Source organism: Saccharothrix stipae, from assembly GCF_054781895.1.
In genome coordinates this window covers 518,287-538,327 of record NZ_BAAGTN010000017.1, presented here as the reverse complement: position 1 = coordinate 538,327, position 20,041 = coordinate 518,287, and the positions used below count along the sequence as shown (strand labels likewise).

Sequence of the window (20,041 nt, the reverse complement as noted above, 5' to 3'; positions counted from 1 at the left end):
ACACCATGTTCGGAGTGGTCGCTACTTGGGCGGGTGCCTTGTTGGGCCTGCTGGTGCTGGTCCTGATGGCGTTGTCCGGCGTGCTGGTTGATTCCCAGCGCTGATCGGGGTTGTCCCCGGGTCAGCCCCGGGCGCCTTCGACGCGCCGCCGGAGCAGTTCGGCGAGTCGTCCGGGTGAATGGGGTTGGGTCGTTTCCTCGGGGGCGGGGGAAAAGCGGGCCGGGCCGCCCGCGCGGGCGCGGCGGGCGGCCGACGGGTCGAGGCGGAACGCGGGTCGGTTGCCGGAGTGGCGTTGGCGCGAGCGCAGCCACGACAACCGGTGCAGCGATTCGGCGTGGTGGTCGGTGATGGTCACCGCGGCGAGGTCGAAGGAGTGCAGCACGGCCCGGTTGAGCTCCACCACGGCGCGGTCGCGCCACAGCGAGCGCTCGGTGGACGTGTCCAGGCCGAGGGCCTCGGCGACGGGGCGGGCGGCGCCGTAGGCGTTCTCGTCGGCCAGGCTCCTGGCGCCGATCTCGGAGCCGACGAACCACGAGTTGAACGGCGCGGCGGGGTAGGTGACGCCGCCGATGACCAGCCGCATGTTGGTGATCACGGGCACCGCGTGCCAGCGCAGGCCGAGTCGGCCGAACCAGGGCAGCTCGGGGTGTTCGAGGACCACCTCGTGCACCACGTCCGGTGGCACGGTGAACAGCTGCACGCCCTCGTGCGCGGTCTCCACCACCAGCGGCAGCAGGTCGAAGCGGCCGGGTGGTGCGGGCGGTCGCCAGCCCATGCCCTGCACCGCGTCGGTGAACTCCCGGTAGCGGCGGTCGCCGGTGCCGTCGCCGTGGCCCGCGTACCGGACCAGCTGCTCGTTCCAGATGCAGGGCCCGGGCGCGTCGGGCGCGTCCGGCGCGAACACCGTGACCAGCGGGCGGATCTCGCCGCCGTTGGTGGCCAGCCGCAGGTGCTCGACGCACTCGCCGGCCACGGCGGCGGCGTTGCGGAACCCGCGCAGGTCGCGCACCTTGAGCCGGCGCCACGGCACGCCGCTGGTGCACCAGCCGGAGTCGCGCAGCGCGATCCGCGCGCCGTAGGCCAGTTCGTGGGTCGTGTGGCGGTAGGTGCCGGTCTCGGCGACCTCCTCGCGGACCCGGGCCAGGCGCGGTCCGACGGGGCCTGCCTCGGGGTGGGCGATGTGGAACATGCGGAGGAACCCCTCCGCCGCGTCCACGTCGAACGTTATCGTTTCGTTGTCCATTGCGGTCACGGCCGGTAACCGTAGTTGCGAACCCGTGTCACACGTCACTGCCAGACGGGGCACATCGGGTGATCGACAAATCCCACCCGATCCGGTGACGAAACCACAGGCAGTCGCCGCGTCGTCCGCTCGGTCCCGTGACTTTATGACACGGTCAGGTGAGTTCGACCCGCTCGAACATCAGGTCGTGGCTGATCCGCTCCTCCTCGACCGCCCGCTGCTCGAACTTGGTCACCGGCCGCCAGTCCGGCCGCGGCGCCCACCCGTCGTGCCGGTTGCGCAGCAGCGGCTCGGCCGAGCACACCTGGAGCATCTGCTCGGCGTACTCCTCCCAGTCGGTGGCCAGGTGCAGCGTGCCGCCGGGCCGCAGCCGCGACGCGACGAGGTGCACGAACTCCGGCTGCACGAGGCGGCGCTTGTGGTGCTTCTTCTTGGGCCACGGGTCGGGGAAGTAGATCCGCACCTCGGCGAGCGAGCCGGGTTCGACGTGCTCGGTGAGCAGGTCGACCGCGTCACCGCGCAGGACCCGCAGGTTGGTCACGTCGAGCGCCTCGGCGCGCAGCAGCAGCTGCGCCAGGCCGGGCTTGTAGACCTCGACGGCCACGTAGTTGACGTCGGGCGCGGCGGCGACCAGCAGGGAGGTGGTCTCACCCATCCCGGAGCCGATCTCCAGCACCACCGGCGCGTCGCGCCCGAACCACTCGTCGAAGCGCGCGGGACCGGCCGGGAGCGCCTTGACCTCGTGGCCCAAGCGCTCCCAGTGGCGGTCCCATGCGCGCTGCTGCCCCACGGTCATCCGTTCGCCGCGTTGGACGTAGCTGACGACGGATCGGTGGTGCGGCGGTCGCTGGTGGCTGGACGTCACGGGCGTACAGCCTAGGTGGTGCGCTAAGCGATGTTCTCCAGGTCCTCGATCTGACGACGCAGCTCGGCGGGGGTGTACTCGATCGGTTGGCGCTGACCGTGGCCCCGGTGCGCGGGGAGCAGGTCCACGAAACCGGGGTGCCGGTCGGTGAACTGCACGGTGGTCGGCTCGGCGGGGCCGTACACGCCGCTCTCGGACGGCACGAACTCCCAGTAGCCGACCTCGCCCTCGGTCGCCCACGGGACGAACACCCAACCCGGTCGGCTGCCCAGCAACCGGGTCACCTCGTCCTCCAGGGCGAACGCCGCCGCGCGCGAGGCGATCCTGCCCCGGTCGAGGGCCCTCAGCCACCAGGGTGCCGGTGCGTCTGGGCCCACCGCGCGGAAGAGCGCGAGCACTTGCTGTTCGTCGGCCCGGTGGATCCAGGCGCGACGGGTCTGCGCGGGTGAGTCGGCGACACCGACCCCTCCCGCGGCTTCGATCGCGTGCGACCATTCCAACGCCAACATCGGTTCGACGCGAAGGGCGTGGTCGCGTTGACTGGGCAGGCTCTTGCCGAGCGGCTCATTGGACCGGGCCGACGTGTGATCGGCGTTCAGGTCCGGATCAAGCACCGTCACGGGTTCACCTCCGGGGGGTTCCTTGACGGGGGACATCCGAATTCGCGTGCGGGCAGGCGCCCACCTCACGATTCGCGCTTTCCATCTGACCCGGTTCAGATGCGCTTGTCATGGGGCTGTGCCGGAGTTCACGACGTCTTAACGAACGGCTTACTCCGACTGCCCGAATCGAGAAGTGTGAAACATGATTGCCTTGGAATATTTGTGATCCCGAGCACAGGGGGAATTCGGTGACGGGGAGAGCGGTTGTCGCCGCGATCTTGATCGCGATGGTCGTGCCGGGCACCGCTCGCGCGCAGACGATCGAGGAGCAGCAGTGGCACCTCGGCGCGTTGGGGGTCCAGGCCGCGCACGCCACCAGCCGCGGGGACGGCGTGGTCGTCGCGGTGGTCGACTCCGGCGTGGACGACACCCGCCCGGACCTCGCGGGCGCGTTGCTGCCCGGCACGGGCTTCGGCTCGGCGAGCGGCACGGACGGCACCGAGGACAACGACGGCCACGGCACCGCGATGGCCACCTTGATCGCCGGCCGGGCGGTGGACGGCGGTGCCCTGGGCGTGGCGCCCGGCGCGAAGATCCTGCCGATCTCGGTCGGCGCGGACGGCGACAAGTTCACCACCGCGTCCGTCGCCGAGGGCGTGACCTGGGCCGTCGACCAGGGCGCCGACGTGATCAACCTGTCCCTGACCTCGCTGGCGACGCTCACCCCGGACCTGCTGCGGGCGGTCAACCACGCGTTCGACAACGACGCCGTGGTGGTCGCCGGCACCGGCAACGACGGCGATGCGCACGTGGGCGCGCCCGCCAACATCAAGGGCGTCATCGCCGTCTCCGGCACGATCCAGGGCAACGGGCCGTGGCCGGAGTCCAACACCGGCCCGGAGACCGTGCTCGCCGCGCCCGCGCAGCGCATCGTCACCGCCGTGCCGCTGAAGGTCGTGGACACCGGCTACGCCGAGGTGGACGGCACGAGCGCGGCGACCGCGCTGGTCTCGGGCGTGGCGGCGCTGGTGCGCGCCCGCTACCCGGAGCTGGACGCGGGCAACGTGGTGAACCGGCTGATCACCACCGCGACCGACCTCACCGCGCCGGGCCGCGACGACGTGACCGGGTTCGGCCAGGTCGATCCGGTCGCCGCGCTGACCGCCGACGTGCCGCGGGTGGAGCGCAACCCGCTCGCGCCACCGCCGCGCACCTCGTCGGCCGCACCGCCGCCGACGTCGGCCGAGAGCCTGCCCGCGCCGCCGACCGACGAGGAGGGCGGCACGCGGCTGCTGGTCGCGTTCGGCGGTCTGACCGCGGCCGGGGTCGTGGTGACCGCGGTGAGCCTGCTGCTGGCCCGGCGCGGCCGAATCCGCCGGGCGCCCGCGCCGGTCATCACCGAAATACCGCCACCGTCCGACGACTTCTGGCGCAACGACCGGTTCTGACCGGTCGGCGATCCGTTTCCCGGTCCGGTCAGTCGGTCGCGTGGTATTCCACGGATTCCTTCGTGAGTTGCATGAAGGCCTCCTCCAACGAGCCCAGTTGCGGGCTCAACTCGTGCAGCGTGATGCCGTTCGACGCGGCCAGCTCGCCGATGAACGCGGGCTCCACCCCGTGCACGACCAGCGCGCCGTCGGCCGCCGCGGCCTCGGCGATGCGGGCGCGGCCGTCCAGCAGCTCGCGCAGCTTCTCCAGCTGCGGCGAGCGGACGCGCACGGTGTCCTCCGTGGCGTCCTTGATGAACTGCGCGGTGCTGGTCTGCGAGATGAGCTTGCCGCGCCCGATCACGATGAGGTCCTGCGCGGTCTGCGCCATCTCCGAGAGCAGGTGGCTGGAGACGAACACGGTGCGCCCGTCGTCGGCCAGCCGGTGCATGAACTGGCGGATCCAGAGGATGCCCTCCGGGTCCAGGCCGTTGACCGGCTCGTCGAACATCAGCACCTTGGGGTCGCCCAGCAACGCGCCCGCGATGCCGAGGCGCTGGGACATGCCCAGCGAGAAGCCGCCCGCGCGGCGCTTGGCGACCTGGGTGAGGCCGACCATGTCCAGCACCTCGTCCACCCGTTTGGTGGGGATCCGGTTGGACCGGGCCAGCCACTGCAGGTGGGCCCGCGCGGAGCGGTTGGGGTGCACCCACTTGGCGTCCAGCAGCGCCCCGACGACCCGCAGCGGCTGGTGCAGGGACCGGTAGTCCTGGCCGTCGATGGTGACGCGGCCGCGGGTGGGCGCGTCCAGGCCCAGGATCATGCGCATGGTGGTCGACTTGCCCGCGCCGTTGGGGCCGAGGAAGCCGGTGACCCGGCCCGCCTGGACGGTGAACGACAGGTCGTCCACGGCCACGGTCTTGCCGTAGTGCTTGGTGAGGCCGGTCGCTTCGATCATGACATCTCCCGTCCGATCAAACGCTTGTGGCGAAACCTAGGGCAGAGGAGCCCGGGCCACCCCCCGAACGGTGACCCGAGCTCCTCCCTCTCCCCCGTTGTCCGCGCGCCGACCCCCGACGCCGGCGCCGCGGACGTCCGCGTTACGCGTCCCGCCGCTTCACCACGACGAGCGAGATGACGTAGATCGCGAGCGCGATGCCGGCGAAGTACGCGAGCGAACCCCACGGGCTCAGCTCACCGATCGCGGGCGGCCCGGCGCCCTCCGGGATCGAGCTCGGGTCCGGGTCGCCGAAGATGAACTTGCTGGCCACGGTGAACGGCATCCACTTCTGGATGTCGTCGCCGATGTTCGGGATGAACCCGACCACGCTCTCCACGACCAGCGCGAACACCAGGATGATCGACACCGCGCCCGCGGTCTGCCGCACCAGCGCGCCGACGCCCAGGGCGAGCAGCGCGCCCGCCGCGAAGACGAGGCCGACGCCGGCGATGTGCCGCCAGTCGTTGGCGGTGGTCAGCGCGAGCTGCGAGTTGTCGTCCGCGAGCACCCAGCTCAGGCCCCACGACCCGAACGCCGAGGCGAGGCCGACCAGGGCCGACAGCAGCACCACCACGACCGCCTTGGCGATCATCGGCGAGATGCGGTCCGGCACGGCCTGGAACGTCGACTTGATGGTGCCGAAGCGGTACTCGGTGGTGACCGCGAGCGCGGCCATCACCATGACCACGTAGAGCCCGAACGTGTGGGTGAACACCGCGCCCAGCACGGGCATCGGCGAGTCGCTCCAGTTGGCCGCGATGATCGCGGTGATGCCGACGGTCAACCCGAGCGCCAGCAACATGCACCACCACGGCGAGCGGGTGGTGAAGAGCTTGATCCGTTCAACGGCGAGCAGAGTCATCGGTGGTCACTTCCCCGTCTCGGCGAGTTCGGCGTGGTACTCCACAGAATCGCCGGTGAGCTGCATGAATGCCTGTTCGAGCGAACCGCGCTGGGGGCTCAGCTCGTGCAGCACCACGCCGCTGCCCGCCGCGATGTCCCCGATCTCGTCGCTGCTCGCGCCCGACACGGTGAGCGAGCCGTCGGAGTCCTCACGGACCGTGAAGCCCTTGTCGATGAGCATCGCACCCAGCTTGTCCGCGTGCGGGCTGCGCACCCGGACGGTGTTCTCGGTCGACCGCTCCACGAACTCGGTGGTGCTGGACTGCGAGATGAGCTTGCCGCGCCCGATGACCACGAGGTCCTGGGCGGTCACCGCCATCTCCGACAGCAGGTGGCTCGACACCAGCACGGTGCGGCCCTCGGCGGCCAGGTTCTGCATGAACTTGCGGATCCAGAGGATGCCCTCCGGGTCCAGGCCGTTGACCGGCTCGTCGAACAGCAGCACCTTCGGGTCGCCCAGCAGGGCGCCCGCGATGCCGAGGCGCTGCGACATGCCCAGGGAGAAGCCCCCGGCGCGGCGCTTGGCGACCTTGGCCAGGCCGACCATGTCCAGCACCTCGTCCACCCGGCGGTCGGGCAGGCCGTTGGACTTGGCCAGCCACTGCAGGTGCGCCCGCGCGGAGCGGTTGGGGTGCACCCACTTGGCGTCCAGCAGCGCCCCGACGACCCGCAGCGGGCGGTCCAGCTGCGCGTACGGCTTGCCGTCGATCAGCACCTTGCCGCCGGTCGGCCGGTCGAGGCCGAGGATCATGCGCATGGTGGTCGACTTGCCCGCGCCGTTGGGGCCGAGGAAGCCGGTGACCCGACCGGGCTCGACGGTGAAGGACAGGTTGTCCACCGCCAGCGTCTTCCCGTAGCGCTTGGTGAGGCCGATAGCCTCGATCATGGTTTCTCCCCTGGACGACACATCCCCCGGACTGCGGTGAACCTTGCCCGATCCAGGGGGTTCGCACATCGGTCTGTAGTTGACTCGTCGGTGCGACTTCAGTCTTATCGTTGCCGATACCTCGGTCGTAGTAATCCGTGCTCACCCTGAGTTGTCCCCTAGGCCGTTGCCGGCTCGTTCTCAGGGATGGCTCGTTCCGAGGGTGGGACGGGCGAGGTGGCTACGCGGCGAAGTACCGGTCCAGCACGGCCGCCGCGCCGTCGTCCAGGATCGTCCCCGTGACCGCGTCCGCGACCTGCTGCACGGCGACCGGCGCCTGACCCATGGCGACGCCGTGCGCGGCCCACCGGAGCATCTCCACGTCGTTGGAGCCGTCACCGATGGCCAGGGTGTCCTGTTCGGACACCCCGAGCGCGCTCCGCAACGCCTCCAGCGCCGCCCCCTTGGTCACGCCGGGGGGCGAGAGCGTCAGCCACGGCTCGGTGTGGTCGCACGACGCCGTCACGTCGGGCAGCTCCACGTCCAGCATCCGCAGCGCGAGCTCCTCGGGCGTGCGGCCGACCCAGCGCACGACCAGCCGGGACGTCGGGGTGTCCACCAGCTCCTGGTACGACACCTCCCGCACCTCGCCCCACAGGTCACCGTCCGGGAACCGGCCGAACGACAGGTTCCCCACGCCGGTCAGCTCGACGGCGAACACCGCGTCGGGCAGCAGGGCGCGCAACCGGTCCACCGAGGGTCCCGGGTCGAACTCGACCTTCCGGACGACCTCTCGGGTGGTGGTGTCCCACCAGACCGCGCCGTTGGAGCAGATCGCCGTGGTGCCGCGCAGGTCGAGGTCGTCGACGATCGGCCGGGTGCCGACCAGGCTGCGGCCGGTGGACAGGACTACGCGGGCGCCATGGTCGACGGCCCGGTTGATGGCCGCGCGCACGGCGGGCGCCACGTCCTCACGGCCGACCGGGGTGATCGTGCCGTCGATGTCCAGGGCGATGAGGCTCGGTCTCCAGGTCACTGTCATCACCCTACTGGGCGACGATTAATGAACCGTGGTTCAATAACGGGGTGGCACGACCGAAGACGATCACGGACGAGCGGTTGCTGACCGCGGCGGCGGAGGTGATCGCCCGGCGCGGACCGGGGTTCACCGTCGCCGACGTGGCCGAGCGGGCGGGCGTCTCGGTGGGCACGGTGGCGGGGCGGTTCGGCTCGAAGAGCGGCCTGCTCCAGGCCCTGACCAGGCAGACCAGCGACGACAACGTGCGCCGGATGCGGGCGGCGGCGGCCGGGGCGGCGGACCCGGTGGACGGGCTGCGGGCGGCGCTGCTGACCTGGTTCGAGGGCGTGGTCGACCCGGCCGAGGCGCAGAACCACCTGGCGCAGCTCGGCGTCGACCTGATCGACCCGCGGCTGCGGGCGTTGCTCGCCGACCTGTACGCGACGACCGAGCAGACCGTGCTGGAGCTCACCCGACAGGTGGATCTCCCGCACGGCCCCCCACCGGAACGCGCGGCGCGGGTGCTCACCGGGTTGCTCCACGGCGTGTCGATGGACTGGTCGATCCGGCCTCGCGGGGAGCTGGCCGACCGGCTGGCGCAGGACGTGGACGCGGTGTTGGACGCGTGGAGAGGGAGACGATGAAGGCGTTGGACGGCAAGGTCGCGGCGGTCACGGGCGCGACGCGCGGAGCGGGACGTGCCATCGCGGTCGAGTTGGGCGCGGCGGGCGCGACGGTGTTCGTCGGCGGCCGGTCGACCAGGGAGCAGAGGTCGCCGATCGGCCGGGACGAGACGATCGAGGAGACGGCGGAGCTCGTCACGGCCGCGGGTGGCCGCGGTGTCGCGGTGCGGTGCGACTTCACCGTGCCGGCGGACGTGGACGCGTTCCGCGCCCGCATCGAGTCCGAAGTGGACGGGCGGTTGGACGTCCTGGTGGACGACGTGTGGGGCGGCGAGGCCGACACCGAGTTCAAGGTGTTCTGGGAGCAGGACCTGGACCGGCAGCTGCGGATGTGGCGCAACAGCGTGGAGGCGCACTTCGTCACGCTGCACCGCCTGCTGCCGCTGTTGATCCGCACGCCGGGCGGGCTGCTGGTCGAGGTCACCGACGGCGACAGCGACGACTTCTACAGCGAGTCGCTGGCCTACGACTCGGTGAAGGTCGCGATCCGCCGGATCGGCACGGTGATGGCGAAGGAGCTGGCGGCGTTCGGCGGCACGTCGGTCTCGGTGACGCCGGGGTTCCTGCGGTCGGAGCAGATGCTGGAGCACTTCGGCGTGACCGAGGGGAGCTGGCGCGACGCGGTCGCCAAGGAGCCGCACTTCGCGATGTCGGAGACGCCGCACTACGTGGGCCGCGCGGTGGCGGCGTTGGCCGCCGACCCGGACCGCCACCGGTTCACCGGCAAGGCGCTCGCGTCGTGGACCCTGATGCGGGAGTACGGCTTCACCGACCTGGACGGTTCGCGGCCGGACTGGGGCCGCTGGTACGAGGAGGTCTTCAAGCCGGGCGTCGACCCGACCACGGCGGACCCGTCGCGGTACCGCTGACCCGCGGGGCGTCCGGCCCGGCCAGGCGCCACCCGGCGAGACCGCCACCTGGCGAGACCGTCGCCGGGTCAGACGTCGCCGGGTCAGACGTCGCCGGGTCGGACGAGCCCCGTCTCGTAGGCCAGCACCACGGCCTGCACGCGGTCGCGCAGTTCCAGCTTCGCCAGGATGCGCCCCACGTGCGTCTTCACCGTCGCCTCGGACAGGAACAGCTTCCGCGCGATCTCGGTGTTCGACAGGCCCTTGGCGATCAGCACCAGCACCTCGCGCTCCCGCTCGGTCAACGCCTCCAGCACCGCCGCGTCCCGCAGCTCGCCGCCGCCCTCGCCGAGGAACCGGCTCAGCAGCCGCTTGGTCACCGAAGGCGACACCACCGCGTCGCCGCTGGCCACCGCCCGCAACGCGGACACCAGATCACCCGGTGGGGTGTCCTTCAGCAGGAACCCGGACGCGCCGTTGCGCAACGCCGACAACGCGTACTCGTCCAGGTCGAACGTGGTCATCACGAGCACCTTCGCGGTGCCCGCCTCGGCGATCCGCTTGGTCGCCTCGACCCCGTCGAGCACGGGCATGCGCACGTCCATCAGCACCACGTCGGGCCGCAGCCGTTCGGCCAGCTGCACGGCGTCGAGCCCGTTGGCCGCCTCACCGACCACGTCGACGTCCTCTTGCGCGCCGAGCACCATCCGGAAGCCCATGCGCATGAGCTCCTGGTCGTCCACGAGTAGTACGCGGATCACGCTGCCACCTTTTCCCTAGACGACCGGCACCCTATGACGGGACGAGCGGGAGCACGGCGCGGACCCGCCACCCGCCGCCGGGGTTGGGGCCCGCCTCGATCGCGCCACCGAGCACGCCGGCGCGTTCACGCATGCCGATCAGGCCGTTCCCGCCGGACACCGCGACCAGGTCGTGCGGCGTGCCGAAACCGTCGTCGGTCACCTCCACCTCCACGTGCTCGCCCGCCCGGGTGACGCGGACGGTCGCCGCGGCGCCCGAACCCGCGTGCTTCAACGTGTTCGTCAACGCCTCCTGCACGATCCGGTAGATGCCCAGGCCCAGGCCCGCGGGCAGCGCGTCGAGGTCGCCCAGCGTCTCCAGCCGCACCGGCAACCCGGCGGCCCGGCAGTTCTCGGCCAGCTCGTGCAGGTCGCCCGCGTCGGGCTGGGGCACCCACTGGGTGCCGGACTGGTCCTCCGACCGCAGCACGCCCAGCAGCCGCCGCAGCTCGGTCAACGCCTGCCTGCCGGTGTCGGCGATGGTCCGCACCGCGGCCTCGGCCAGGTCCGGGTTGGTCTTGATCGCGTAGCTCGCGCCGTCGGCCTGCACCACCATCACGCTCACCGCGTGCGCGACCACGTCGTGCAGCTCGCGCGCGATCCGCGACCGCTCCTCGCCCACCGCGATCCGCGCCTGCTGGTCGCGCTCGGTCTCCAGCAGCTTGAGCCGCTGCTCCAGCTCCCGGTTGTAGGCGCGGCGGGCGCCGACGAACTCGCCCATCGCCCAGCTGAACCCGAAGATCACCGCGATCACGAACACGATGAACGCGGCCTCGACGCCCGCGCCCATGGGCCACAGCGCCCACACGAACGTGCCGACGGCCAGCCAGATCGCGTACAGCAGGGCCTGCCGCCTGCCGACGTACGCGATGATCGTGTACAGCGCGATGGCCAGCGCGAAGTCCGCGAACCGGATCGGCAGCCCGGTCTCCAGGTCGCCGTGGGTGAGCAGCTGGAGGGCCCCGCCGAACAGGATCACGTAGGACGAGCCAAGCGGGTGCTTGCGGCGGAACCCGACCGGCACGATCATCATCGCGCCCACGAACAGCAGGGTGGGCACCGGCACGGCAGCCTCGTTGGCCGCCAGCACCCCGAGCTCGAACACGAGCAGCACCCCGGCCATCAGGGAATCCCCGAAGACCGGGTGCGCTCGCATCCACAGGCTCAGTCGCCGCACGTGACCAGGTTAGATACCGGTCGAAGCGCCGCGCGTCGCGCCACGGGTTGACCCCCGCTAATCCTCAAGGCGGATGAAAACCGCCCCGGTCGCGACCGCCTACCGAGTGGTCTTGATCTGCGTCGGGTCGACCTGGTCCTCGACCCTCGGCGCGGGCGCGCCGTGCACCGGCGGGACCGGCTGCGCCAGGTGTGCCGACGGCGCCGGCTGGGTGGGCTGGACCGACTCCACCGGCTCGACGCGCGTCTGCGCCGGCACGGCTCGCTGCTGCTCGTACTGGCGGTGGTCCTCGGACATCTCGTCGGCCAGCTGCTGCTGGAGCTGCCGGTCGCGGATGCGGCCGAGGATCATCATGGTCACCGCGTGCACCAGCGCCAGGACCAGGAGCATGACGCCCAGCTTCACCACGACGTCCTTGACCGGGTCGCCGGTGTTCACCGAGACGATCGACACGATGGCGAGCAGCCCGAGGACCACGAGGTGGAACAGCACCGTCGCCAGGCGGGTCATCGACCTGGCCGCCTCGGGGTCGCCGTACGCGCGGCTCATGTACCCCTTGCCGCTGCGATAGATCAGTTGGCCGTCGATCAGCACCAGCACCACGCCGAGCAGCAGGAACACCGCATATCCCTGTTCCATGGCGGACCTCCCTCGTCGGTCGCGGAAATACCCCGGTCGCCGCGTTCGCAAACCGCGCGTCACCCCCACGTGGCACGATCTCCGGCGTGACGACGCAGGCCCAGCAGCTCGCCGGTCCGCTCTCGGCGGCGGTCGCGAACCTCTGCGTCGGTCTGCAACCCCAGGTGTCCCCGTCGACCGCGGCGGGGTTGCGGGAAGTGCTGCGGCGGCTGTCCGCGCCGTTGCAGGTCGCCGTCGCGGGCCGGATCAAGTCCGGCAAGTCGACGCTGGTCAACGCGTTGATCGGACGTCGCGTCGCGCCGACGGACGTGGGCGAGTGCACCCGGCTGGTGACCCGCTTCCAGTACGGCACGGTGGACCGGATCGAGGTGGTGTTCACCGACGGCCGCAAGCAGGTGCTGCCGTTCGAGGCGAACGGCTCGATCCCGCCGGACCTGGGCGTGGACGTCGACCGGGTGTCGCACATCGAGGCCTACCTGACCAACGCGGTGCTGCGCGACCTGACCGTGATCGACACCCCCGGCCTGGGGTCGCTCGACGCGGCGTCGGTGGCGCGCACCGAGGCGTTGCTGGGCGCGGTGTCCGGCGCCGACGGCTTGGACCCGGTCTCGCGCAACGCGGTGGCCGGCGCGGAGGCCGTGCTCTACGTCGTCACGCAAGGCGTGCGCGCGGACGACCAGCAGGCGCTGGCCGCGTTCACCGCCGCCACCGCGAGCCGCGAGGCGGGCCCGGTGAACGCGATCGCGGTGCTGAACAAGGCCGACACGATCGCCGCCGAGACCGTGGAGGGCGCCGACGGCGACACGTGGCGGGCCGCCGTGCTGCTCGCCGAACGCCAGGCGCTCACCCTCAAGCCCCGGGTCGCGGACGTGCTGCCGGTGATCGGCCTGGTCGCCGAGTCGACCGAGACCGGCGGCTTCACCTCGGCCGACGCGGACGCGCTGCGCAAGCTGGCGGAGCTGGACGACGCGACCCGCGAGACCATGCTGATCTCCGCCGACCTGTTCGTGAGCTGGGAGTGCGACGTGCCGGTCGGCACCCGCACCCGGCTGCTGGAGAAGCTGGACCTCTACGGCGTCCGCAAGGCGCTCGAAGCGATGGACGCCGAACCGAACATCACTGCGGGCGCGCTGCGCCGCAGGCTGCTCGACTCCTCGGGGCTCGACGGCGTGCGGGCCAAGCTCAACGCGGTGTTCCGGTCGCGGGCCGACGGCATCAAGGCCGCCGCCGGGCTGGCGTCGGTGACCGCGCTGGCCGCCGCCTCCGGCGACCCGAACGAGCGGCAACGCGTGCACGACGCCATCGAGGTGCTGCTGGCCAAGCCCGAGGCGCACCAGCTGCGGCTGCTGGAGGCGTTGACCCTGGTCGCGTCCGGCGCCGTGGCCATGCCGAACGACCTGGTGGAAGAGGTGCTGCGGTTCGGCAGCTCGCCGGACGTGGCCGAGCAGCTCGGCCTGCGCGGCCGCCCGCCGCAGGAGCTGATGGCCTACGCGCTGGAACGGGCGGGCTGGTGGCGCTCCTTCGCCTCGTTCGGCGCCACGCCGGCGCAGAGCCGGGTGGCGCACGTGGTGCACCGGGCGTACTTCCTGATCTGGCAACAACTGCGGGGACGGCGATGAGCGGAACGGAACAGGGCGGCGCGGCGTCCGAGCACGCTGTGGAGACCCACCCAGGCGAGATCACGCTGGAGACCACCATCGCCGACGAGCTGCTCGACCAGGCGTTGGCCGAGCGGCGCGCTCTCGTGCAGCTCTGCCTGTACGCGCTGGACCGCGCCCGCAGCGCCGGTGTGGTGGAACGGCTCGAAGAGGGCTTGGCGGCCATCGGCGTGACCGCGTTGCGGCCCGACGGGGAGCGGTTCGACCCGTCGCGGCACGAGGCGGGCGGCACCGTGCCGACGCCGGACGCGTCGCTGGACGGCGTGGTCGCCGAGACCGAGGTGGTCGGCTTCACCGACCGCGGCCGGACGCTGCGCGCGCCGATCGTCACCGTCTACACCGCGCGCTGAGGGACCGATGAGCACCCTGCCCCAGACGGTCCGCCAGACCAGGGAGAAGCTGACGAACCTGGTGCGGGCGCTGGACCCGTCGGCCGCGTCGTTCGTGGAGACCCGTCGGGCCGGTCCCGCGTCGGTCGTGGTCGTCGGCGAGACGAACCGGGGCAAGAGCTCGCTGGTCAACGCCCTGCTGGCGACGCCGGGCCTCTCGCCGGTGGACGCCGAGGTGGCGACCGCGACCTACCTGGTGTTCCGGCACGGCGCGGAGTGGTCGGCCCGCGCCTGCTACGCCGGGTCGATGTCGCCGGTGCCGTTCGACCGGTCCGAGATCGTGAACTGGGTGTCGGCGGCGCACGAGCTGCCCGAGGGGATGCTGCCGCCGCGCTACGTCGAGGTCGAAGCGCCGATCCCGCTGCTGGAACGACTGTCCGTGGTGGACACGCCGGGCGTGGGCGGCCTCGACTCCGTGCACGGCGAGCTGGCCGCCGAGGCCGCCGCGACCGCGACCGCGCTGCTGTTCGTGGTCGACGCCTCGGCCCCGTTCACCCGCGGTGAGCTGGACTTCCTGCGCACGGTCGGCGAACGCGTCGAGACCGTGGTGTTCGCGCTGACCAAGGTCGACCAGTACCGGGGCTGGCGGCAGGTGCTCGAGGCCGACCAGGCGCTGCTGGCCGAGCACGCGCCGCGGTTCCGCGGCGCGGTGTTCCACCCGGTGTCGTCGCGGATGTTCGAGCTGGCGGCCAAGGCGCCGAACCCGGACGCGGCGGCGATGCTGCGCGAGCGGTCCGGGATCGGGGCGTTGCAGGAGGCGTTGCAGGAGCTGGTGGTCGGCCGGGCGGCGATGCTCGGCGAGGCCAACGGGCTGCGGGCGCTGGCGACCGTGCTGGACGAGTTGATCGCGCGCAACGAGGCGGACAAGCGCGCGCTGTCGTCGGGCGAGGAGGAAGCCGAGACGTTGCGCGAACGGCGGGACGAGCTGAACTCGCAACGCCGTTCGTCCACGCGCAGCTGGCAGGTGCGGCTGCGCGGCGAGGTGCAGCGCGCGCGGGTGGAGGGCGCGCACGAGGTCAGCCGCCAGATGCGGGACGTGCAGACGTGGTTCCGCACGGCCATCGACGCGGCTGACCGCGACCGGTTGGCGACGTTGCCGCACGAGGTCGACACGGCGTTGCAGGTGGTGTCCGGTCGGATCAGCGCCGGGCTGGCCGTGCGGCTGTCCCGCGTCGCCGACTCGGCGTTGGCGGACCTGTTCTCGCCCGAGGAGCTGGCCGTGATCCGCGGTCAGTTCGCGCGCGGCGTGACGCCGCCGGTCGTGCTGCGGCCACCGGAGAAGCGCGCGCCGACCGCCGAGGACAAGCTGCTGGTGTTCATGGGCGTGTCCGGCGGGTTGGGCGCGGGCCGGCTGGCCGCGTTGCCGCTGGCCGGGCTCGGGGTGGCCGCGCTGAACCCGATCGTGCTGCCGGTGACCATCGCGCTGGGGTTGGGCGCGGGCTGGTGGATGGCCCGCACGCGCAAGCACTCGGCCGACAAGCAGCACCTCAAGCAGTGGCTGTCGGACGCCATCGCGGACGCCCGGTCCACCGTGGACCAGCTGGTGGCCGAGCAGTTGATCGAGGCGGAGCAGCAGCTGTCGCTGGCGTTGGACGACGCGCTGGGCAAGCGGGTGGACGCGATCGAGGCCGAGCTGCGCGAGGTCGACAAGGCGCTGCGGATGGAGGCAGGCGAGCGCGCCAGGGCGCTGCAATCGGTGACCCGCCGGCTGGCCGAGCTCACCGCGGGCCGGACGAAGGTGGACGAGCTGCTGGCCCGGATCAGGGCCGTGCGCGACCGCCTTTGATTTTAATAACAATCCGTGACTGACGAGCTATTCTTGAGGTAAGTACGGCAGGTCACTCGAACGGCCTAAGATTGACACCGTTCGTGCAGGTGAGAGCCTTGTTGTGGGTGCAATTTAACGCGGTGTTGCCTAATTCTCCCTCCTTGTGGCGATTCCTGTGGCGATCCACTTAACAGGTGCTTGACCATTTCGACACGGTGGTCGTCGTCCTCGGGTTCGCCTCGGGGCTGGGTCGTGCGCCGACGGTGGCGGCGGAGCAGCAGGCGAGCGCGCACCCGCCGGCCCAGCCGGCGTCGCCGGACCACGTGACCGGCACGGCCGAGCCGGTCCCCGTGATCCGGGTCGGACAGCCGCAGCACCAGGGCACCGTCGTGCCGCGCCCGAACCCGACCCACCCCTCGCCCACGCACCCGGGCCACCCCGGCGGCGACCACCCGGACCCGACCCACCCGCCGACCACGCCACCGCCGACCACCACGCCCCCGCCCAAGCCGCCGTGCGACGTGGACGCGATCAGCGCCCTGCTGACGCGGCTCGGCGCGCTGGTCGAGGGGCTGCCGGTGGTGTCCGACCTGACCGCCGCGCTGCCGGTGCCGGGCGATGGCGGGCTGGTCGGCGGTCTGACGGGCGTGCTCGGCGGCCTGCTCGGCGGCGTGGTGCCCGCCGGTGGCCCGGCCGGCGCGGCGGTGATCGGTGTCGGTGGCCTGCCCGACCTCTCCGGGGTGGCGGGCACGGCGACGTCGACCGGCGCGCTGCCCGTCGCCGGCACCAGCAACGCCGAGCTCAACGGCCTGCTCGGCGATCGCTGCGGCCTGCTCGTCCAGCCGGCCGACGGTCGGGTCGTCGGGTTGCTGAGCACGCCGTGAGCCTCGCGCTGGCGGCCGGCGACGCCGCGAAGTCGTGGTTCACCCTGGCCCGGATCGTCGACTACACCGGCACCGTCCTGTTCTTCGGCGGCGCGGCGTTCCTGGCGTTCCTCTGGCCCGCCGGCGCGAACGAGCGCCGCCCGGCCCGCCTGCTCCTCGCCGCCTGGCTGCTCGGCCTGCTCGGCACCGTCGCCGGTCTGCTCATGGAGGCCGCCTGGATCGGCCAGGTCGCACCGGCGCAGGTCGACCTGAGCGTCGTCCTGCCGGTCCTCGACATCCCGTTCGGCCGGGTGTGGGTGGCTCGCGGCCTGTTGTGGGTGCTGGCGGGCGTCGTGCTCGCGGACCTGCTGCGCCGCGGCGAGCACGCCGTGACGTCGCTGCCCTGGCGGGTCGGCGCGGGCGCGGTCGCGTTCGGGGTGCTGCGGACCAGCGGCATGACCGGCCACGCCCCCGACCTCGGCTGGTGGGCGCAGGTGGCCGTGCTGGTGCACCTCGCCGCGATCTGCCTGTGGGTCGGCGGGCTGGCGCTGCTGCTGCTCGGCGTCCTGCCGCGCCGGGACCCGGCGACGCTGGCCGAGGTCGTGCCGCGCTACTCCAAGCTCGCCCTCGGCTCGGTGTCCGCGCTGGTCGTCGCCGGGGGCGTGCTCGCCTGGCGGCTCAACGGGTGGCGCTTCGACACCGACTACGCCCGGATCCTGGTGATCAAGCTCGGCCTGTTCGGCGTGCTGCTCGCCGCGGGCCTGTTCAGCAAGAGGTGGGTGGACCGCCGCCTCGCCGCCAACGCACCCGCCGGCGCAACCGCCAACGCCGCCACCTCCGTCGCGCCGTTCGCCCGCTCGGTCGCCTTGGAGACCGTGCTCGCGATCGCCGTCATCGGCGCGACGGGCTTCCTCGTCACCGCCAGCCCTGGCCGGTGATCCGAATGGAGAAGGAGTCCAGAGTGGACAGTACGGAACCCCGGCGGGGCGGTCGGTTCGCCCTCGTGACGGCCGTCCTCGGCATAGCCGGGGCGGTGTTCAGCCTGGCCGCGGTCAGCACCTCGGCGCCGACCGCCACACCGGTCGGCCAGGTCGACCTGGCCGCCCAAGCGGGCCACCACGCGGCGGCGGCGCAAGCCCCGGCGGCGGCCGCCGCCAAGTCGGTGACCATCTCCGGCTACGCCTACAGCCCCGCGACGCTCACCGTGACCGTCGGCGACACCGTGACCTGGACCAACCAGGACACCGCGCCGCACAACGTGGTGGTCACCTCCGGCCCGGAGAAGTTCACCTCGCCCACCCTGCAGAAGGGCCAGTCCTACACGTTCACGTTCACCAAGGCGGGCAGCTACCAGTACTACTGCTCGCTGCACCCGGACATGAAGGCCTCGGTCACGGTCACAGGCGGCGCCACCACGACCACCGCGCCGCCCGTCACGACCACACCGCCCACCACCGGTCACCCGACCACCCACCCGACCACGACGACCACGGCGCCGCCGACCGGTGAACCGCCCACGTCGTGCGTCCCCAAGGAGGCCCTGGAGCCGTTCATCGCGCACCTGAAGGCCGCCCACCTGGAGAGGTCGCCGTTGCAGCAGGTGACCGACGCGCTGGCGTTCGACCAGTACGTCAAGTCGCACACGGTGCTGCTGGGCCAGATGCTCGACCCGGCCCTCAACAGCTCGCTCAGCGCCGACGTGCTCGCGCCGCTCCTCGCCCACGTGAAGGCGGCGCACCTGGAGACCTCGCCGCTCCAGCAGGTCGACGACGCGCTGGCGTTCGACCAGTACATCAAGTCCCACACGGTGATGTTGGAACAGATGCTCGACCCGGTGTTCGCGCAAGCGACCTGCTGATCAGCCGGCGACCCGGTCGACGACGCCCGGGTCGCCCCGCTCCTGGGAGACCACCTCATGCGCGTCCTGCTCGTCGCCGTGTTCCTGCTGGTCCTCGGGTCGCCGGCCGCCGCGGCCGGTGCCGGTGCCGGTGCCGCCCAAGGCCACCACGTCCCCATTTCCCAATACGCCTACCAGCCCGGCGACCTGACCGTGCGCGTCGGCGAGGCCGTCACCTGGACCAACCACGACCAGGCGCCGCACGACGTGCTGTCATCCGCCGGGCCTGCGGTGCTCCGGTCACCGCTGCTGTCCCAGGGGCAGTCGTGGAGCTTCACGTTCACCCTGCCGGGCACGTACGACTACTACTGCTCGGTGCACCCGGACATGCGCGCCCGCGTCACCGTGCTGCCCGAGGAGACCACGACGACCCCGCCGCCCGCGGTCGACCAACCACCCGCCGCGGTCGCGGTCCCCCCGGCTCACGACACCGCACCGGCCACCGCCGTGCCCACGACCACGTCCGCCGCCCCGGTGCAGGTCGTGGCCGCCGCCCCGCCGCCGGCCAACGGCCTGGAACCCATGCTCCTGCTGGCCGGCCTGGTCGCCGCCGTGACGACGTTCTGCCTGCTCCTGATCGGTGCCCGGCCGGAGGGGCGGTGACGGGGTTCCGCAGCGGAACCGAACGGGCATAACGTGAGTCCTACCGGTACGGAACGCAGGAGGGTGGGACACAGGTGTACATCGACGAGACAGGCGCGGCCGACGGCGAGCTGAAGGTCACGGTCGGCGACGAGGAGTACACCGCCGAGGCGACCTACGACCTCGACCAGGACGGTGTCGAGGAGAGCGCGGTCGTGGAGACCGACGACGGTGGTCACCTCGCGTTCAGCGACACCGACGGCGACGGCCAGGCCGACCTGATGAGCACGTTCGACGCGGACGGCGAGCTCGTCGCCCAGGCCGAGTTCGACGAGGACTCCGGCGAGTGGATCGCCGCGGAGCCGACGGACGACCGCGACCAGCGGACGAACACCAACGCCGGCACGGCCATCGTGGTCGACATGGAGGACGGCGCCGACCAGAACGTCGGGCCCGCCACCGAGGACACCGACGGCGACGGCCGCGCCGACACGGCGGTCGTGAAGGACGAGGACGGCGACACCTGGCTCTTCACCGACGCCGACGGCGACGGCACCGCCGACCTGGCCACCGAGATCACCCAGGACGGCGAGGTCACGGTGTCGAGGCACACCGGTGACGACGAGTGGACCGAGGTCGAGCACGGGCGCATCGGCGAGGACGGCAAGTACACGCCGGACAGCGACGAGGCCTGGTCCGACGAGAAGGTGACCGTGTCGGGCGTGGTCCGCATCGACTCCGTCACCGGCCAGTGGATCAGCCCGAATTAGCGCGAGCCTGTCGAACGGCGTCCACAGGTGGTGGACGCAGGTGA

The 20,041-nt window shown here is 71.9% G+C and carries 21 protein-coding genes; 11 read left to right on the top strand and 10 right to left on the bottom strand.

The genetic code is table 11. The features are described from left to right. Positions 1–121 precede the first annotated feature (121 nt). From ACYVLT_RS30645 to ACYVLT_RS30635, 3 genes are all read right to left on the bottom strand, one after another. Positions 122–1,243 carry a nitric oxide synthase oxygenase gene (locus ACYVLT_RS30645; RefSeq protein WP_461124154.1) on the bottom strand — a complete coding sequence of 374 codons (1,122 nt, stop codon included), beginning with the start codon at positions 1,241–1,243 and terminating at the stop codon, positions 122–124. Between the two features lie 154 nt (positions 1,244–1,397). Beyond that, positions 1,398–2,039, bottom strand: a complete 642-nt coding sequence (trmB, locus tag ACYVLT_RS30640; RefSeq protein WP_461124153.1) for a tRNA (guanosine(46)-N7)-methyltransferase TrmB — start codon at positions 2,037–2,039, stop codon at positions 1,398–1,400. A gap of 92 nt (positions 2,040–2,131) precedes the next feature. Then, positions 2,132–2,728 (bottom strand): hypothetical protein, encoded by a 597-nt coding sequence (locus ACYVLT_RS30635; RefSeq protein WP_461123641.1) that lies wholly within the window; start codon positions 2,726–2,728, stop codon positions 2,132–2,134. Positions 2,729–2,958: 230 nt separating this feature from the next. Between ACYVLT_RS30635 and ACYVLT_RS30630 the strand changes: the two genes are divergently transcribed. Beyond that, entirely contained in the window at positions 2,959–4,158 is a 1,200-nt protein-coding gene (locus tag ACYVLT_RS30630; protein WP_461123640.1) for a S8 family serine peptidase, read from the top strand. A 28-nt stretch (positions 4,159–4,186) separates the two neighbouring features. Here the strand turns inward: ACYVLT_RS30630 and ACYVLT_RS30625 are convergent, their stop codons facing one another. From ACYVLT_RS30625 to ACYVLT_RS30610, 4 genes are all read right to left on the bottom strand, one after another. Beyond that, complete coding sequence (locus ACYVLT_RS30625) at positions 4,187–5,095, bottom strand: ABC transporter ATP-binding protein (RefSeq protein ID WP_461123639.1); 909 nt, start codon at positions 5,093–5,095, stop codon at positions 4,187–4,189. A gap of 142 nt (positions 5,096–5,237) precedes the next feature. Beyond that, positions 5,238–5,999: a hypothetical protein gene (locus ACYVLT_RS30620; RefSeq protein ID WP_461123638.1), complete on the bottom strand. Its 762-nt coding sequence runs from the start codon at positions 5,997–5,999 to the stop codon at positions 5,238–5,240. A gap of 6 nt (positions 6,000–6,005) precedes the next feature. Continuing rightward, entirely contained in the window at positions 6,006–6,926 is a 921-nt protein-coding gene (locus ACYVLT_RS30615; RefSeq protein ID WP_461123637.1) for an ABC transporter ATP-binding protein, read from the bottom strand. A gap of 220 nt (positions 6,927–7,146) precedes the next feature. After that, positions 7,147–7,947, bottom strand: coding sequence for an HAD family hydrolase (locus ACYVLT_RS30610; RefSeq protein ID WP_461123636.1), 801 nt, complete (start codon positions 7,945–7,947; stop codon positions 7,147–7,149). Positions 7,948–7,991: 44 nt separating this feature from the next. On the opposite strand from ACYVLT_RS30610, the gene ACYVLT_RS30605 reads away from it, so the two are divergent. Together ACYVLT_RS30605 and ACYVLT_RS30600 are read left to right on the top strand one after the other, a co-directional pair. Next, complete coding sequence (locus ACYVLT_RS30605) at positions 7,992–8,567, top strand: TetR/AcrR family transcriptional regulator (protein WP_461123635.1); 576 nt, start codon at positions 7,992–7,994, stop codon at positions 8,565–8,567. Continuing rightward, positions 8,564–9,475, top strand: coding sequence for an SDR family oxidoreductase (locus ACYVLT_RS30600; RefSeq protein WP_461124152.1), 912 nt, complete (start codon positions 8,564–8,566; stop codon positions 9,473–9,475). Before ACYVLT_RS30605 ends, ACYVLT_RS30600 begins: the two co-directional genes overlap by 4 nt. A gap of 83 nt (positions 9,476–9,558) precedes the next feature. Here ACYVLT_RS30600 and ACYVLT_RS30595 read toward each other — a convergent pair whose 3' ends face one another. From ACYVLT_RS30595 to ACYVLT_RS30585, 3 genes are all read right to left on the bottom strand, one after another. Continuing rightward, the gene (locus ACYVLT_RS30595) at positions 9,559–10,215 is read right to left on the bottom strand and encodes a response regulator (protein ID WP_053714464.1); all 657 of its coding nucleotides are present in this window, start codon (positions 10,213–10,215) and stop codon (positions 9,559–9,561) included. A gap of 31 nt (positions 10,216–10,246) precedes the next feature. Further along, on the bottom strand, positions 10,247–11,410 hold the full coding sequence (locus ACYVLT_RS30590; RefSeq protein WP_461124151.1) for a sensor histidine kinase: 1,164 nt from the start codon (positions 11,408–11,410) through the stop codon (positions 10,247–10,249). 120 nt (positions 11,411–11,530) lie between these two features. Then, positions 11,531–12,070, bottom strand: coding sequence for a hypothetical protein (locus tag ACYVLT_RS30585; RefSeq protein ID WP_461123634.1), 540 nt, complete (start codon positions 12,068–12,070; stop codon positions 11,531–11,533). 86 nt (positions 12,071–12,156) lie between these two features. Here ACYVLT_RS30585 and ACYVLT_RS30580 point away from each other — a divergent pair, with 86 nt between their 5' ends. From ACYVLT_RS30580 to ACYVLT_RS30545, 8 genes are all read left to right on the top strand, one after another. Further along, positions 12,157–13,689: a dynamin family protein gene (locus ACYVLT_RS30580; protein ID WP_461123633.1), complete on the top strand. Its 1,533-nt coding sequence runs from the start codon at positions 12,157–12,159 to the stop codon at positions 13,687–13,689. Continuing rightward, positions 13,686–14,078, top strand: a complete 393-nt coding sequence (grpE, locus tag ACYVLT_RS30575; protein WP_461123632.1) for a nucleotide exchange factor GrpE — start codon at positions 13,686–13,688, stop codon at positions 14,076–14,078. The genes ACYVLT_RS30580 and grpE overlap by 4 nt, the downstream gene beginning before the upstream one ends. A gap of 7 nt (positions 14,079–14,085) precedes the next feature. Then, the gene (locus ACYVLT_RS30570; RefSeq protein WP_461123631.1) at positions 14,086–15,903 is read left to right on the top strand and encodes a dynamin family protein; all 1,818 of its coding nucleotides are present in this window, start codon (positions 14,086–14,088) and stop codon (positions 15,901–15,903) included. A gap of 176 nt (positions 15,904–16,079) precedes the next feature. Continuing rightward, a complete protein-coding gene (locus tag ACYVLT_RS30565) occupies positions 16,080–16,769 on the top strand; it encodes a hypothetical protein (protein WP_461123630.1) in 690 nt (229 codons plus the stop codon). After that, positions 16,766–17,686: a copper resistance D family protein gene (locus tag ACYVLT_RS30560; RefSeq protein ID WP_461123629.1), complete on the top strand. Its 921-nt coding sequence runs from the start codon at positions 16,766–16,768 to the stop codon at positions 17,684–17,686. Before ACYVLT_RS30565 ends, ACYVLT_RS30560 begins: the two co-directional genes overlap by 4 nt. Positions 17,687–17,709: 23 nt before the next feature. Then, positions 17,710–18,606: a cupredoxin domain-containing protein gene (locus tag ACYVLT_RS30555; protein ID WP_461123628.1), complete on the top strand. Its 897-nt coding sequence runs from the start codon at positions 17,710–17,712 to the stop codon at positions 18,604–18,606. A 57-nt stretch (positions 18,607–18,663) separates the two neighbouring features. Further along, positions 18,664–19,248, top strand: coding sequence for a cupredoxin domain-containing protein (locus ACYVLT_RS30550; protein ID WP_461123627.1), 585 nt, complete (start codon positions 18,664–18,666; stop codon positions 19,246–19,248). A 74-nt stretch (positions 19,249–19,322) separates the two neighbouring features. Next, positions 19,323–19,997 (top strand): hypothetical protein, encoded by a 675-nt coding sequence (locus ACYVLT_RS30545; RefSeq protein WP_461123626.1) that lies wholly within the window; start codon positions 19,323–19,325, stop codon positions 19,995–19,997. Positions 19,998–20,041: the final 44 nt, after the last annotated feature.

Excerpts from the sequence above, each read along its gene's own strand:
- ACYVLT_RS30645 (WP_461124154.1), bottom strand. The coding sequence starts at position 1,243 with ATGGACAACGAAACGATAACGTTCGACGTGGACGCGGCGGAGGGGTTC.
- trmB (WP_461124153.1), bottom strand. The coding sequence starts at position 2,039 with ATGACCGTGGGGCAGCAGCGCGCATGGGACCGCCACTGGGAGCGCTTG.
- ACYVLT_RS30625 (WP_461123639.1), bottom strand. The coding sequence starts at position 5,095 with ATGATCGAAGCGACCGGCCTCACCAAGCACTACGGCAAGACCGTGGCC.
- ACYVLT_RS30620 (WP_461123638.1), bottom strand. The coding sequence starts at position 5,999 with ATGACTCTGCTCGCCGTTGAACGGATCAAGCTCTTCACCACCCGCTCG.
- ACYVLT_RS30615 (WP_461123637.1), bottom strand. The coding sequence starts at position 6,926 with ATGATCGAGGCTATCGGCCTCACCAAGCGCTACGGGAAGACGCTGGCG.
- ACYVLT_RS30610 (WP_461123636.1), bottom strand. The coding sequence starts at position 7,947 with ATGACAGTGACCTGGAGACCGAGCCTCATCGCCCTGGACATCGACGGC.
- ACYVLT_RS30600 (WP_461124152.1), top strand. The coding sequence starts at position 8,564 with ATGAAGGCGTTGGACGGCAAGGTCGCGGCGGTCACGGGCGCGACGCGC.
- ACYVLT_RS30590 (WP_461124151.1), bottom strand. The coding sequence starts at position 11,410 with ATGCGAGCGCACCCGGTCTTCGGGGATTCCCTGATGGCCGGGGTGCTG.
- ACYVLT_RS30585 (WP_461123634.1), bottom strand. The coding sequence starts at position 12,070 with ATGGAACAGGGATATGCGGTGTTCCTGCTGCTCGGCGTGGTGCTGGTG.
- grpE (WP_461123632.1), top strand. The coding sequence starts at position 13,686 with ATGAGCGGAACGGAACAGGGCGGCGCGGCGTCCGAGCACGCTGTGGAG.
- ACYVLT_RS30570 (WP_461123631.1), top strand. The coding sequence starts at position 14,086 with ATGAGCACCCTGCCCCAGACGGTCCGCCAGACCAGGGAGAAGCTGACG.
- ACYVLT_RS30550 (WP_461123627.1), top strand. The coding sequence starts at position 18,664 with ATGCGCGTCCTGCTCGTCGCCGTGTTCCTGCTGGTCCTCGGGTCGCCG.